We start from the raw sequence: 15,143 nt of genomic DNA, 5'->3' as shown, positions 1-15,143 counted from the left end.
TGGGCTATGGCTATGGCTGTTGCAGGCACAGGCAGCGCAACGACAGAGTGGAGGAGAAGGCCATGCCACAGGCGGTGCTGCTGGATATCGGCGGGGTGCTCTATCAGGACGCGAAACCCCTACCCGGCTCGGTATCGGCAGTTGCGGCGCTGCAGGCCAAGGGCTACCCGTTGCGCCTGGTGACCAACACCTCGCGCCTGACCTCCGCCGAGATTTACCGGCAACTGACAGGCATGGGCTATGCCTTGCAGCCCGAGCAGATCTACAGCGCCCCGCGCGCCGTGCGCCATTATCTGCAGGCCCATGACTTGCGGCCATACTGCCTGATCCACCGCAACCTCGAAGAGGAGTTCGCCGACCTGCTCGAGTTGCCCGCAGCCAATGCGGTGGTGCTCGGCGACGCCGAGGAACGCTTCGACTACGCCCACCTGGAGCGCGCGTTCCACCTGCTGCTGGACGGCGCGCCGCTGCTGGCCATGGGCGACAACCGCTACTTCTACAGTCACGGCGCCCTGCGCCTGGACGCCGGGCCCTTTGTCCGCGCGCTGGAGTATGCCGCCGGGATCCAGGCGCTGGTGCTGGGCAAACCCTCTGCAGCGTTCTTCGCCGGCGCCCTGGAGGAGCTCGGCGTGCCGGCCGGCGAGGCCTTGATGATCGGCGACGATGTCGAGAGCGATGTGCTGGGCGCGCAAAAGGCCGGTCTGCAGGCTTGCCTGGTGCAGACCGGCAAGTACCGCGCCGGCGACCAAAGCCAGGCGCCGGGAGCCTTGCTGGCCAGGGACCTGGCGGATGCGGTGCGGCGGTTCTGCTGACCCTGGGCGCCGTCGCTTGCGCGCCCTCCCCTTTGCCCGGTCACGGGATTGTCGTGACCCTGTCATACGCCTGCCACCGGCTTTAGCTGCAATCGCTGCAACTCATGGAGAGGATGCGGCGATGCGAATTTGCGTGATCGGGGCGGGTTATGTGGGGCTGGTGTCGGCGGCCTGCTTTGCCGAAATGGGTAACCGGGTGGTCTGCGTCGAGCGCGACGGCTCGCGTGTGGCGCGCCTGGCGCGCGGCGAGGCACCGATCTATGAGCCCGGCCTGGAAACCCTGCTCAAGGCCCATCTGGCCAGTGGCCAACTGAGTTTCAGCCAACACCTGGCGACGGGCATCGACCGCGCCGAGATCGTCTTTATCGCCGTGGGGACGCCAAGCGGGGAGGACGGTTCGGCCGATCTGTCGCATGTCCTGGCGGTGGCGGACGAGCTGGGCGAGCGCCTGCAACAGGCCTGCCTGGTGGTGGATAAATCCACGGTGCCGGTGGGCACGGCCGAGCGCGTGGCGCAGCGGATCAATGCGCGTCTGGGGCAACGCGGCAAGGGCTTCAAGGTGGTGGTGGCCAGCAATCCGGAGTTCCTCAAGGAAGGCTCGGCGATCGACGATTTCATGCGTCCGGATCGGGTGCTCATCGGCTGCGATGAGCCGGCCGGCAGCGAGCTGCTGCGCCGTTTGTACGCGCCTTTTTTGCGCAACCACGAGCGCGTTTTGAGCATGAGCGTGCGCGCCGCCGAGTTCAGCAAGTACGCGGCCAATGCCTTTCTCGCCACCAAGATTTCCTTTATCAACGAGATGGCGGGGCTGTGCGCGCGCCTGGGGGTGGATATCGAGGAAGTCCGCCGCGGCATCGGCAGCGACCAGCGCATCGGCACACATTTCATCTATGCGGGCTGCGGTTATGGCGGCTCCTGTTTCCCCAAGGATGTGCGCGCCTTGATCCGCGCGGCCGAGCAGGAAGGTATCGAGCCGGGCATTCTGCGTGCAGTCGAAGCCCGCAATGCGCTGCAGAAAACCTTGCTGTTTCAAGCGTTGCGCGAGCATTTTTCCGGGCACTGGCACGGCCGCGTCGTGGCGCTCTGGGGCCTGGCGTTCAAGCCCGGCACCGATGACCTGCGCGAGGCGCCGAGCCTGGTGTTGCTCGATGCCCTGCTCGCCGCCGGGGCAGTGGTGCAAGCCTGCGACCCGGTCGCCACCGCGGCAGTGGCAGCACGTTATGCCCAGGCCATTGCGAGCGGTCAGCTGAGCTTGAGCGAATCGCTCTACAGCGTGGTTGAAGGCGCCGATGCCGTGGTGCTGATCACCGAATGGAAGCAGTTTCGCCAGCCGGACTTCGTGCGGATTCGTGGTTCGATGCGCATGCCCGTGCTGTTCGACGGGCGCAATATCTATGACGCCAAACAGCTCGCGGAATTGGGTTTCCTCTACCGCGGCATAGGTCGGCCGGCGTTAGGGCATGCCAGGGAGCATGCAGCCTGATGGATTGCGCCGGTGATTTCCTCCCCTTCAGTCGGCTACTGGTCGGCAGCGCCGCCCCCTAACAGCCCCCCGCACGCCGCATAAATCCATCCCGCCGCCCTGCCCGCGCAATCGCGCCGCATGCCACGTAGAATCGCAGGTTGAAACAAGGCCTTGAGGTTGCAGCGGTGGATTTACAGCAGGGCTTCGTCCTGACCCGACATTGGCGCGATACCCCCGCCGGCACCCAGGTCGAGTTCTGGCTGGCGACCGACGCGGGGCCGCGGCATCTGCGCCTGCCCTGCCAGCCTTCGGTGGCCTTTATTCCTGCGGAGCAGCGCGCGCTGGCCGAGGCGCTGCTGCGCGGCGAGCGTGACGTCGAGTTGCGCCCGCTGGGCCTGTGCGATTTCCACCATCGGCCGGTGCTCGGCCTGTATTGCCGCCAGCATCGCCAGTTGATGACTATCGACAAGCTGCTGCGCAAGGCCGGGGTCGAGGTGTTCGAGGCCGATATCCGCCCGCCGGAACGCTACCTGATGGAGCGTTTCATCACCGCGCCGGTGTGCTTCGGCGGCACGCCGGACGCCAGCGGCATGCTGCTCGAGGCGCAGCTGAAGCCCGCGCCGGCCTATCGCCCGCGCTTGCGGCTGGTGTCCCTGGACATCGAAACCAACGCCCAGGGCGAGCTGTATTCCATCGCCCTGGAAGGCTGTGGCCAGCGCCAGGTGTATATGCTCGGGCCGGCGAACGGCGCGGACGTGGCGTGCGACTTTGCCCTCGAGTACTGCGACAGCCGCAAGCAGCTGCTGGAACGGCTCAACCAGTGGCTCGCCACCCATGACCCCGATGCGATCATCGGCTGGAACCTGGTGCAGTTCGATCTGCGCGTGTTGCACGAGCATGCTCAGCGCCTGCAGGTGCCGTTGCAGCTCGGCCGCGGCGGCGATGCGCTGGGCTGGCGCGAGCATGGCAGCCGCAACAATCACTTTTTCGCCGAGGCCGCCGGACGCCTGCTCATCGACGGCATCGAGGCGCTGCGCTCGGCGACCTGGAGCTTCACCTCGTTCAGCCTGGAGAACGTCGCGCAGACCCTGCTCGGCGAAGGCAAGGACATCGCCACGCCCTACCAGCGCATGGACGAGATCGACCGCATGTTCGCCGAGGACAAGCCCGCCCTGGCACGCTACAACCTCAAGGACTGCGAGCTGGTCACGCGGATCTTCGCCAAGACCGAGATCCTCACCTTCCTGCTCGAGCGCGCCACCGTCACCGGCCTGCCCGCCGACCGCAGCGGCGGCTCGGTGGCGGCCTTTACCCACCTGTACATGCCACTGATGCACCGCCAGGGCTTCGTCGCGCCGAACCTCGGCGAGCGGCCGCCGGAGGCCAGCCCCGGCGGTTTCGTCATGGACTCGCAGCCCGGCCTGTACGAGTCGGTGCTGGTGCTCGACTACAAGAGCCTGTACCCGTCGATCATCCGCACCTTCCTGATCGATCCGCTGGGGCTGATCGAGGGCATGCGCCACCCCGAGGACAGCGAATCGGTACCAGGCTTTCGCGGCGCGCGCTTCTCACGCACCCGGCATTGCCTGCCGGCCATCGTCGAGAACGTCTGGCAGGGCCGCGAGGCAGCCAAGCGCGAGGGCAACGCGCCGCTGTCCCAGGCGCTGAAGATCATCATGAACGCCTTCTATGGCGTGCTCGGCTCCAGCGGCTGCCGCTTCTTCGACCCGCGCCTGGCCTCCTCCATTACCCTGCGCGGCCACGAGATCATGCGCCGGACCCGCGAACTGATCGAGGCCGAAGGCCATGCGGTGATCTACGGCGACACCGACTCCACCTTCGTCTGGCTCAGGCGCGCGCATGGCGAGGACGAAGCGGCGCAGATCGGCCGCGCCCTGGTGCAGCGCGTCAACCAGTGGTGGCGCGAGCACCTGCGCCGGGAATTCGACCTGGAAAGCGCGCTGGAGCTGCAGTTCGAGACCCATTACAGCCGCTTCCTGATGCCGACCATCCGCGGCGCCGAAGAGGGCAGCAAGAAGCGCTACGCCGGCCTGGTCGTGGCGGCGGACGGCAGCCGCGAGATGGTCTTCAAGGGCCTGGAAACCGTGCGCAGCGACTGGTCGCCGCTGGCCCGGCAGTTCCAGCGCGAGCTGTACCTGCTGATCTTCAACCGGCAACCCCACCAGGACTATATCCGCGACTACGTGCGCCGCACCCTGGCCGGCCAGCTGGATGAGCTGCTGATCTACCGCAAGCGCCTGCGCCGCCGCCTGGACGACTACCAGCGCAATGTGCCGCCGCATGTGCGCGCGGCGCGCATGGCCGACGCATACAACGACCAGCACGGCCGCCCGCGCCAGTACCAGAACGGCGGCTGGATCAGCTACGTGATCACCCTCGCCGGCCCCGAACCGCTGGAAACCCGGCGGGCGGCCATCGACTACGAGCATTACCTGACCCGCCAGCTGCAGCCGGTGGCCGACGCCATCCTGCCGTTCGTCGGTGACGACTTCGCCCAACTGGTCGGCGGCCAGCTCGGCCTGTTCTGAGGCCGGCGCAGCTGCGCCAGCTTCGCCGGCGTAACCCGCAAGTTCTGCGAGACGCTGGATGAGGCTTTATTCATCCATCAATAGCAGGCCGTTTAAAAACGTAGGCGAGGCAGCGCTTAGCCCGGACGCAATCCGGGAGCGGTTGTTCAGGCCAATACTTGCCCCGGATTCCAGCCGGGCTACACAGCATGGTCACAGCGCGGCGCGGAGCAATGGCAGGTACGCGGGGCTCTCGGAAATCGTGTTGTGGCCCTTGCCCGGAATCACCTCGAGCGTGGCCACGCCGGGCGCGAAATGCCGGTAAAGCGCCTCGGTACTGGCACGCGGGATGATTTCGTCGTGCTCGGCCGCGACCAGCAGGGTCGGCACCCGGATGCGCGCGGCGTAGGTCGAGGATTCGAACTTGTCCTTGAGCAGCCACTTGATCGGCAGGTAGGGAAACTGGCGCGTGGCGAACGCCAGCAGGCTGTCGAACGGCGTGATCAACACCAGGCGCGAGGCCGGGCGTTGGCTGGCCAGACGCACGGCGACCCCTGCGCCCAGGCTGCGGCCCATCACCACCGTCTGCGGGTGCGCGGCGTGCACCCGGTCGAACAGGGCCAGGGCATCGTGCTGGATCGCCTCCTCGGAGGGCGACCCGGCACTGCCGCCATAGCCGCGGTAGTGCATCAAGTAGAGCGCATGCTCGGGAAAGGCCTGGGCGAACTCGGGCAGGTTCAGCGAAACGTCCTCGGCATTGCCGCCGAAGTAGATCAAGGCATTCGGGCCGGCGTGCGGCCTGACCGACACCAGCACCTCGCCAGCGTCCACCGGCAGCCTGAGCAGGGTGTCGGGCTGGCTGATGGCAAGCGGTTGCGGGAAGTAGATGAGGCTGCGCTGAAACACCCACACAGCCGCACAGATCGCCAGGTACACGGCGGCAAGCACTGCCAGGAGCGAGAGCATTCGCGACATAGGGGTAGCTTCTCTTCGGCTATGAGGCCGGGCTGAATGACTGCGACGGATCGCGTTCAACGTTTCAGCATAGGTTTATATGCCCTGCCCCGCGAAGCTCGCTACAGTAGCCGGTCACTCCAATAGCGAACTGAGCCAGGAGCCATTTATGAGCATTAGCCGATACGAAACCAGCGCACGGATGAGCCGAGTCGTGGTGCATAACCAGACCGCCTATCTATGCGGGCAGGTGGCAGAAGACCGCAGCGCCGGAATTGAGGAACAAACGCGCACCATGCTGGCCAAGGTCGACACGCTACTGGCGTCGGTCGGCAGCAATCGCCAACAGATTCTGTCCGCCACCCTCTACCTGAAGGACATGGGCCTGTTCGCCGAGATGAACAGCGTGTGGGACAACTGGGTGCCGCCAGGCTATGCCCCGGCCCGCGCCTGTGTAGAAGCAGCGCTGGCCAGCCCCGAACTGCTGGTCGAAATCTCCGTGATTGCAGCCGTCAGCCGTTGATTGCAGACGAACCGTTGCGCGGTTGCTGAACGTGGATTCGAGCATCCATCATCCTGCGCGGTTCGTAGGGCGGATTCGGAGCGCAGCATCGTAGGGTGGATGAAAAAGGCGTCATCCACCCTACCCGGCTGCCGTCGGCCGTTGATGGCAGGCGAACCGTTGCGCGCTTGCCGAGCCTGGATTCGAGCGCCCAGCATCCAGCGTGCATGGCTTTCCCAAAACAGCATGTTAGCGCTGGGCATAGACGATCCTGCGTCATCTATCCGCTGCACAAGCATCCTTTGTCAGCCACACCGCGGCGCCGTCTAATGGCAGCGCAACGCGGCCGGTTCATCTCTCCGCGCGCAGCCGAACATCCGACCCGAGGAACCTACCCATGCTGCTTGGCAAACCCCTCACCGCCTGGTGCAACGAGTATCCGCTGCTCAATGAGTTGATTGCGCTGCGGGAAACCAGCTGGTTCAACCCCGGGGTCGCCGGCGCGGCCGAGGCCTTGGCCGATGTCGGGTTGACCCGGGCCGATGTAACCGAGGCCAGTGCGCGCCTGGCTCGCTTCGCGCCCTATATCGCCCGGGCCTTCCCGGAGACCGCGGCCAGTGCCGGGATCATCGAGTCGGGCATCCGCGCGGCGCCGCACCTGCAGACGCTGTTAGCCGAACGCTATGGGCTGAGCGACAGTGGGGCGCTGTGGCTCAAGCAGGACAGTCACCTGCCCATCTCCGGTTCGATCAAGGCGCGTGGCGGCATCTATGAAGTGCTCAAGCATGCCGAGGAGCTGGCGCTGGCCGCAGGCTTGCTGCAGCCAACCGACGACTACGGCGTGCTCGACAGTGACGCGGCCCGGGCCTTCTTCGGTCGCTACAAGATCGCCGTCGGCTCGACCGGCAATCTCGGCCTGTCGATTGGCATCGTCAGCGCGCGCCTGGGCTTTCAGGCCACGGTGCACATGTCCGCCGATGCCCGCCAGTGGAAGAAGGACAAGCTGCGCGCCCACGGCGTCAGCGTGGTCGAGTACGCCTGCGACTACAGCGTCGCGGTGGCCGAGGGGCGCAAGCAGGCCGGCGCCGACCCTTACTGCCACTTCGTCGATGATGAGAACTCGACCAGCCTGTTCCTCGGCTATGCCGTCGCCGCGCAACGCTTGCAACAACAGTTCGCGGCCGCCGCGATCCGCGTCGATGCCGAGCACCCGCTGTTCGTCTACCTGCCCTGCGGCGTCGGCGGCGGCCCGGGCGGGGTGGCCTTCGGCCTCAAGCTGGCGTTTGGCGATGCGGTGCATTGCCTGTTTGCCGAGCCCACCCATTCGCCCTGCATGCTGATCGGGGTCTATACCGGACGACATGACCAGGTCTCGGTGCAGGACTTCGGCATCGACAACCTCACCGCCGCCGATGGTCTGGCGGTCGGGCGGCCGTCCGGCTTTGTCGGCCGCGCCATGCAGCGTTCGATCGACGGCTACTACACGGTCAGCGATGAAGAGCTGTATCGCCTGCTGGCACTGCTGGACAGCAGCGAAGGCCTGCGCCTCGAACCCTCGGCACTGGCCGGCGTACCGGGCATGGCCCGGGTGCTGACCGAGCAGCAAGGTTATCGTGCGCGCATGAACCTGACCCCGACCCGGATGGCCCAGGCCACCCACCTGGTCTGGGCCACCGGCGGCAGCATGGTGCCCGCGGCGGAAATGGCCGCTTATCTCGCCAAGGGCCGGCAACTGTTGCAGGCCGAACAGGCTGATAGCGGTGGCTGCTGATCCGCCACCGCTCACTGCTAGAATGACGCCATGCTGAATCTGCCCCCTCGGCTTGGCTCCGGGCTCAACAGTAGCCAGTTCGCCAACCTGCATACCTTCCATGCTGCGGCGCGCCATCTGAGCTTTGCCCGCGCGGCAGACGAGCTCTGCCTGACGCCGAGCGCCGTCAGCCATCGTATCGCGCGTCTGGAGCGCGGGCTGGGGCTGAAATTGTTTCAGCGCCTGACCCGCCAGATCCGCCTGACCGCGGATGGCGAACGCATCTTCAACATCCTGCAGGGTGCGCTGGGCGAGTTGCTCGAAGCCTTGCAGCAGGCTCCAGGCGCCGAGATCTCCGGACCGCTGGCGATCTATGTCCGTCCCTCGCTCGCCGAATGCTGGCTAGTGCCGAGGCTGGCCGACTTTACCGCCCGCTACCCCGCGGTTGCCCTGGATATCCGGGTGGGCAACGACACGGTCGATTTCCGCACCCAGAACATCGATTTGGCACTGTATTTCACCCGCGATGAGTTCCCCGGGCTGGTCGCCAGCCAACTGATGGACGAACAGATCGCCCCGGTGTGCAGCCCGCAGTATGCCCAGCGCCATGGCTTGCTGGATAACCCGGACAACCTGGCGCAGTGCACCCTGCTGCATGACTCCCTGGCCTGGGACAACGCCGCCTATGACGCCGAATGGCGACTGTGGGCCAGTCACTCGGGGCTTGAGGCCAAGCTGCCCCCGCGCAGCCTCACCTTCGACCGTTCCGACCTCTGCGTGCTGGCGGCCATCAATCACGCGGGGATCGCCATCGGCCGCTCTCGACTGGTGCAACAGCGGCTTGAGCGAGGCGAACTCATCCTGCCATTCGGCGGCTTCGCGCTGACCAGTCGCTGCCAATACCGGCTGGTGCACCCCGCCCTTGAGCCCATGCCGAGCCGGCTGCAGGTCTTCATCGACTGGCTGCGCGAATGCGTCACCGCCGACGCCGGGCAGGCATAAGGACCGCTCCAGAGCCTGTGAAAAAATCGAGCGCCGTAGCGAGCGCGTCTCCACGTGTTCGTAGCGCAACGTCAGCAGCGGACGCCTGGGGGCGGTCGCGGTAGGCGAGCGTTTTTTCACGGCTCTCAGGGTTTGCACCACCGCCCCGCTCCGCTACCCTCGCGACATACCTCAGCGCAAGAAGGATCGCCCCATGTTTCGCATCACTGCCCTCGTTGCCGGCCTGGCCCTGTCTGCCAGCGCTTTCGCCCTGTCGCTCGCCGACCTGTCCCAGCAGGATGCCAGCGGCGGGCTCAAGGACGCCTTGATCCAGGGCGCCCAGGTGGCGGTCAAGCAACTGGGCGCGCCCGGCGGCTTCAGCAACAACCCGGATGTGCGCATCGAACTGCCGGGCAACCTCGGCAAGACGGCGAGAGCCATGAAGATGATGGGCATGGGTGCCCAGGTGACCCAGCTGGAGACGAGCATGAACCAGGCCGCCGAAGCCGCCGTACCCCAGGCCCAGGTGCTGCTGGTGGATGCGGTGAAGAAGATGACCGTGCAGGACGCCAAGAGCATCCTCGCCGGCCCGCAGGATTCGGCCACCCAATACCTGAACAAGAGCAGCCGCGAACAGATCCGCGCGCGCTTCCTGCCGATCGTCAAACAGGCCACCGACCAGGTCGGCCTGGCCCAGCAGTACAACAGCTTCGCCGGCCAGGCCGCGGGCTTCGGCATGGTCGACGCGAAGAGCGCGAATATCGAGAACTACGTCACCGAACAGGCGCTGGACGGGCTGTTCGCGATGATCGCCAAGCAGGAAGCCAGCATTCGCCAGAACCCGGCCGGGGCGGCGACCAGTCTGGCGAAGAAGGTGTTCGGGGCGTTGTAGGAAGGGTTGAGTTGATGTGAAAAAGCCAGACCTTGGGGTCTGGCTTTTTTTGTGGAAAGACAAAACATTTATTGGAAGCGATGGGTGAAGGCGAGAAGCCAAAGCATCGCGGCCATGGCCCGCTCCTACAGTTTGCTTTGCTTTTTTCACAGGCGACGTGAAATGCCCCATCAGGAGGCCGAAACGCAGCGAGTAGTGGAATCGTTGGGTAAGGGAGCACGAGCCGGCATGGATGCGGCGAGAGGCTTAACGGGCCAGGGCCAGCCCTTTTAGGCCGGCCCCTGGGGCGCGCACTCCGTAGCCATGCCGTACACGAGCGCCAATCATAAACGCAGCAATACCCGGCTCAGCACCTGAAGGTCGTCTCCTCGCCGCTGTCCGGGTCGGTGCAGGTCACGGTGGCGGTGCGGAAGTTCAGGTCGACGAACAGGTGGCAAGCATGCTCGCCGGCGCGCCAGCCCATCGACACGCTCGACATGTTCGACTGGTGCAGCTCGAACTCGCCGGCGAAGGCCGGGTGGATCGAGCGCAGTTCCATCAGGCTCAGCAGGCGCTGCACCACCGGGGCCTGCAAGGCCTGCTCGGCCTCGTCCAGTGAGTAATGGTGGCGGTTGATTTCCCGCGCCTCTCCGGTTTCCAGCATCAGCTCGGTGTCGTTGTGGCCGGCCAGCAGGCCGACGTAGTAGACCTGCGGAATGCCGGGGGTGAAGAACTGGATCGCCCGCGCAGCGATGTAGGCGTCCTCGTTGCCCTGCAGGGCATCGAAGAAGGTGCAGGTGAGCTGGTAGATGGCGCCGACGCTGTGCACGTTGGCGGCCGAGCGGCGCAGGATGGGGTCGGCGCTGCGCTCCGAGACATTGTGGATCAGCGCTTCGATATGCTCACGCGGGAGGATCTCCTCCACATCGGGGATGCAGATGCCGTCGTGGGTGTCGAGCACGGTGATCTGGTTGTGCGGGCACATGCGCAGCCAGGACTTGAGGTACTGGCTGTTGGCGTCGAGCAGCGTGTACAGCAGCAGGGGCGGCAGCGCGAAGGCATAGGACCACATGCCGCGCGCCGAGATGGCGTACTGCCAGCTCGGATGGTCGTGCACCTCGGGCAGCAGCTCTATGCCGCTGGCCACCGCCGTGGTCTTGAACCAGTCGAGGATCTGCCACACCTGCGGCTCGACCAGAAAACAGCTGGTGCCGATCTTCTTGGTGGTGTAGCCGAAGGCATCCAGGCGCAGCAGCTTGACCCCGCGGGCGGCAAGATAGGCGATGGTGTCGGCCATCATCTGATAGGTCAGCGGCGAGTCGAAATTGAGGTCGATCTGCCGCTCGCTGAAAGTGCACCAGACCCGCCCGCTGCTGCCGTCGGCAAAGGTGATGTCGCGGAACGGTTCCTTTTCCTTGCGGATGTGGATCTTGGCCAGATCGTCCGGGCCGATTTCGCCCAGGCTGTCGACGTCGACGAACAGCTCGGCCCACTCCGAGGCCTTGCCCTTTTGCAGGTAGTCCTGGAACTCCGGCGAGTCGTCGGCCAGGTGATTGAGTACCAGATCCAGGCAGACATCGTAGTGCGCCGTCAGGCGCTCGATGTCTGCCCAGGAGCCGAAGGTCGGGTCGATGCGCTTGTGCGTCAGCGGCGAGAAACCGCCGTCGGCATTGGACGGGAAAGGCGGCAGAACATGCACCCCACCCACCGCGCGCCCCAGCTTGTGTTCGACGAAATCGGCCAGGTCAGCCAGGCCCGCACCGATACGGTTGGGGTAGGCGATCAAGTGGACGGTATTTTTCAGCGGCATGCGAAGTCTCCCTGAATTCATGGAATTTCAGCTGCCTGTCAGTGCAACCCTGGCAACCAGCGGTGCAGGACAAGCCGCGCAAGAACCCGGACGGATCAACGCACAAAAAGCCACGCCCTGCCGGCAACTGTCTGCCACAACGGTAACAGCTTGGGCCCAGGCCGTGAGCGGACAGCGCCCGCCGGCATCGGTTCGGCAGGACGTCGAATGGGGCGAACAAAAGGGCTCCGTACCCGAAGACTGGTCACAGGGCCGCTAGCGCTGCCCCGGATTGCATCCGGGCTACGAGCGCTGGGTAAGGTGGATGGATAAGTGGCGGCGCTGCAGCCGCGATGCGTTGCCACACGGCAACGCATTCGCGACCGAAGCCGCTGCCAGGACGCGGCTAAACCGCCGGACCAGGCTCTTGCTTGACCCGGAACCAGGCGGCGTAGAGTGCCGGCAGGAACAGCAGGGTCAGCGCCGTGGCGACCACCAGGCCGCCCATGATCGCCACCGCCATCGGCCCGAAGAACACGCTGCGCGACAGCGGGATCATCGCCAGCACCGCCGCCAGGGCGGTCAGCACGATGGGCCGGAAGCGCCGTACCGTGGCTTCGATGATGGCGTTCCAGCTGTCCAGGCCGGCGCTTCTGTCCTGCTCGATCTGGTCGACCAGGATCACCGAGTTGCGCATGATCATGCCGGACAGGGCGATGGTGCCGAGCATGGCGACGAAGCCGAACGGCTGGCGGAAGATCAGCAGGAACAGGGTCACGCCGATCAGCCCCAGCGGCGCGGTGAGAAACACCATGGCCGAGCGCGAGAAGCTCTTCAGCTGCAGCATCAGCAGGGTCAGCACCACCACGATGAACAGCGGCACCCCGGCATTCACCGATGCCTGCCCGCGCGCGGAATCCTCCACGGTGCCGCCGACGTCGAGCAGGTAGCCGTCGGGCAGCGCCGCGCGGATCGGCTCCAGAGTCGGCAGGATCTGCTTGACCAGGCTGGCCGGCTGCTCACCGCCATAGATGTCGGCACGCACGGTGACGGTCGGCAGGCGGTTGCGGTGCCAGATCACCCCTTCCTCGAAACCGTATTCGAGGATGGCGATCTGTGCCAGCGGCACACTGGTGCCGCTGTCGGTGGGTATGGCCAGGCTCGGCAGCAGACCGAGTTGCTGGCGCTCGCTCGGCGTACCGCGCAGGAGGATTTCGACCAGCTCGTTGCCTTCGCGGTACTGGCTGACCGGCGCACCGGTCAGCGAGCTCTGCAGGAAGCGCGACAGGTCGGCGGTGCTCACGCCCATGACGCGGGCGCGCTCCTGGTCGATGTTCAGGCGCACCACCTTGCTCGGTTCTTCCCAGTCCAGGTGGACGTTGGCCACATGCGGGTTGCCGCGCACCTTGTTCGCCACTTCGCGGGCCAGCGCGCGAACCTCGTCGATATGTTCGCCGGAGACGCGGAACTGCACCGGATAGCCGACCGGCGGGCCGTTCTCCAGGCGCGCAACACGCGTGCGCAGGGTCGGGAACTCCTCGCGCAGGGTGTCGATCAGCCAACTGCGCAGCTGCTCGCGATCCTCGATGCTTTTCGCCAGCACCACGAACTGGGCGAAGCTGGCGGCCGGCAGCTGCTGGTCGAGCGGCAGGTAGAAGCGTGGCGAGCCGGTGCCGACATAGGCCACGTAGTTGTCGATGCCCGCGTGGCCGTCGAGCAGTTGCTCGAGATGCTCGACCTGCTCTGCGGTGGCGTTCAAGGAGGCGCCTTCGCCGAGCTTGAGGTCGACCATCAGCTCCAGGCGCCCGGAGGCCGGGAAGAACTGCTGCGGCACGAAGCGGAACAGCATGATCGAGGCGACGAACAGCGCGAGGGTCAGCACGATCACCGTCTTGCGCCGACGTACGCACCACTGCACGGTGCGCCGCACGCGCTGATAGAACGGTGTCGCGTAGGGATCATGGCCCGCGGCGCTGCCGCCATGCTTGGCCGCGTGCAGCTTGGCCAGGTCCGGCAGCAGCTTGGCGCCCAGGTAGGGCACGAAGACTACCGCGGCGATCCACGACACCAGCAGGGCGATGGTCACCACCTGGAAGATCGAACGGGTGTACTCGCCGGTGCCGGACATCGCGGTGGCGATCGGCAGGAAGCCGGCGGCGGTGATCAGGGTACCGGTGAGCATCGGAAAGGCGGTGCTGGTCCAGGCGAAACTGGCGGCCTTGATACGGTCGTAGCCCTGCTCCATCTTGATCGCCATCATCTCCACGGCAATGATCGCGTCGTCGACCATCAGGCCCAACGCCAGCACCAGCGCGCCGAGGGAGATCTTGTGCAGGCCGATGCCCAGGTAGTACATGGCGGCGAAGGTCATCGCCAGCACCAGCGGAATCGACAGCGCCACCACCAGGCCGGTGCGCAGGCCGAGGGAGAAGAAGCTCACCAGCAGGACGATGATCACCGCCTCGGCGAGCACGCGGACGAATTCGCCGACGCCGGTCTTCACCGCCGCCGGTTGATCCGACACCTTGCGCAGCTGCATGCCGGCCGGCAGGGTTTCCTGCAGGCGGGCGAAATCGACTTCCAGGGCCTCGCCCAGCACCAGGATGTCGCCGCCGGCCTTCATCGACACGGCCAGGCCGATGGCATCTTCGCCCATGAAGCGCATGCGCGGTGCCGGTGGGTCATTGAAGCCGCGCTTGACCTCGGCCACATCGCCGATGCGGAAGGTCCGCTCGGCCACCCGGATCGGGAAGTTGCGGATTTCCTCGACCGACTCGAAGCGCCCGGTCACCCGCAGCTGCACCCGATCCGAGACGGTCTCGAAGAAGCCCGCCGCCGCCACCGCGTTCTGCTCTTCCAGCGCCTGCTGCACCACGGCCAGCGGCAGGCCGAGGGTGGCCAGCTTGGTGTTGGACAACTCGATCCAGATCTTCTCGTCCTGCAGGCCGATCAGCTCAACCTTGCCGACGTCCTTGACCCGCTGCAGCTGCAGCTGCACGCGGTCGGCATAGTCCTTGAGCACCGCGTAGTCGAAGCCTTCGCCGGTCAGTGCATAGATATTGCCGAAGGTGGTGCCGAACTCGTCGTTGAAGAACGGCCCCTGAATGCCCGGCGGCAAGGTGTGGCGAATGTCACCGACCTTCTTGCGCACCTGATAGAAGAGCTCGAGGATATCGGCCGAGCGCATCGAGTCGCGGGCCATGAAGGTCACCTGGGATTCGCCGGGGCGCGAGAAGGACACGATCCGCTCGTACTCGCCGGTCTCCATCAGCTTCTTTTCGATGCGTTCGGTGATCTGCCGGGAAATTTCTTCGGCGCTGGCTCCCGGCCAGTTGGTGCGCACCACCATGGCCTTGAAGGTGAACGGCGGGTCTTCGCTCTGGCCCAGCTTGGTATAGGAAATACCGCCGACCACGGCCAGCAACAGCATGATGTAGAGCACGATCTGACGATTGCGCAGCGCCCAGGCGGACAGGTTGAAATCCATCGGG

At 65.8% G+C, this 15,143-nt stretch carries 10 protein-coding genes; 7 read left to right on the top strand and 3 right to left on the bottom strand.

What is annotated here, in order from left to right; genetic code table 11:
• Window positions 1–62 precede the first annotated feature (62 nt).
• The 3 genes from G9C89_RS10510 to G9C89_RS10500 all read left to right on the top strand — a co-directional run bounded on the left by G9C89_RS10510 (window position 63) and on the right by G9C89_RS10500 (window position 4,826).
• On the top strand, window positions 63–812 hold the full coding sequence (locus G9C89_RS10510; RefSeq protein WP_172147821.1) for a TIGR01458 family HAD-type hydrolase: 750 nt from the start codon (window positions 63–65) through the stop codon (window positions 810–812).
• Between the two features lie 121 nt (window positions 813–933).
• The gene (locus G9C89_RS10505) at window positions 934–2,295 is read left to right on the top strand and encodes a UDP-glucose dehydrogenase family protein (protein WP_172147820.1); all 1,362 of its coding nucleotides are present in this window, start codon (window positions 934–936) and stop codon (window positions 2,293–2,295) included.
• A 167-nt stretch (window positions 2,296–2,462) separates the two neighbouring features.
• Window positions 2,463–4,826: a DNA polymerase II gene (locus G9C89_RS10500; RefSeq protein WP_172147819.1), complete on the top strand. Its 2,364-nt coding sequence runs from the start codon at window positions 2,463–2,465 to the stop codon at window positions 4,824–4,826.
• Between the two features lie 192 nt (window positions 4,827–5,018).
• Here the strand turns inward: G9C89_RS10500 and G9C89_RS10495 are convergent, their stop codons facing one another.
• Window positions 5,019–5,780, bottom strand: a complete 762-nt coding sequence (locus G9C89_RS10495) for an alpha/beta hydrolase (RefSeq protein ID WP_172147818.1) — start codon at window positions 5,778–5,780, stop codon at window positions 5,019–5,021.
• Window positions 5,781–5,928: 148 nt separating this feature from the next.
• On the opposite strand from G9C89_RS10495, the gene G9C89_RS10490 reads away from it, so the two are divergent.
• From G9C89_RS10490 to G9C89_RS10475, 4 genes are all read left to right on the top strand, one after another.
• Window positions 5,929–6,282 carry a RidA family protein gene (locus G9C89_RS10490; protein ID WP_172147817.1) on the top strand — a complete coding sequence of 118 codons (354 nt, stop codon included), beginning with the start codon at window positions 5,929–5,931 and terminating at the stop codon, window positions 6,280–6,282.
• Between the two features lie 376 nt (window positions 6,283–6,658).
• The gene (gene dsdA / locus G9C89_RS10485) at window positions 6,659–8,032 is read left to right on the top strand and encodes a D-serine ammonia-lyase (RefSeq protein ID WP_172147816.1); all 1,374 of its coding nucleotides are present in this window, start codon (window positions 6,659–6,661) and stop codon (window positions 8,030–8,032) included.
• Between the two features lie 30 nt (window positions 8,033–8,062).
• Window positions 8,063–9,013, top strand: a complete 951-nt coding sequence (gene dsdC, locus G9C89_RS10480) for a DNA-binding transcriptional regulator DsdC (protein WP_172147815.1) — start codon at window positions 8,063–8,065, stop codon at window positions 9,011–9,013.
• Between the two features lie 193 nt (window positions 9,014–9,206).
• Window positions 9,207–9,884 carry a DUF4197 domain-containing protein gene (locus G9C89_RS10475; RefSeq protein ID WP_172147814.1) on the top strand — a complete coding sequence of 226 codons (678 nt, stop codon included), beginning with the start codon at window positions 9,207–9,209 and terminating at the stop codon, window positions 9,882–9,884.
• A 346-nt stretch (window positions 9,885–10,230) separates the two neighbouring features.
• Here the strand turns inward: G9C89_RS10475 and gtfA are convergent, their stop codons facing one another.
• Together gtfA and G9C89_RS10465 are read right to left on the bottom strand one after the other, a co-directional pair.
• Window positions 10,231–11,673, bottom strand: coding sequence for a sucrose phosphorylase (gene gtfA / locus G9C89_RS10470; protein ID WP_172147813.1), 1,443 nt, complete (start codon window positions 11,671–11,673; stop codon window positions 10,231–10,233).
• A 385-nt stretch (window positions 11,674–12,058) separates the two neighbouring features.
• On the bottom strand, window positions 12,059–15,139 hold the full coding sequence (locus G9C89_RS10465) for an efflux RND transporter permease subunit (RefSeq protein WP_172147812.1): 3,081 nt from the start codon (window positions 15,137–15,139) through the stop codon (window positions 12,059–12,061).
• Between the last annotated feature and the right edge of the window lie 4 nt (window positions 15,140–15,143).

This window comes from Pseudomonas tumuqii, from assembly GCF_013184545.1.
Taxonomy (GTDB): Bacteria; Pseudomonadota; Gammaproteobacteria; order Pseudomonadales; family Pseudomonadaceae; genus Aquipseudomonas; species Aquipseudomonas tumuqii.
The sequence above is the reverse complement of the archived record's forward strand: the minus strand, read 5'-3'. Positions and strand labels throughout refer to the sequence as shown.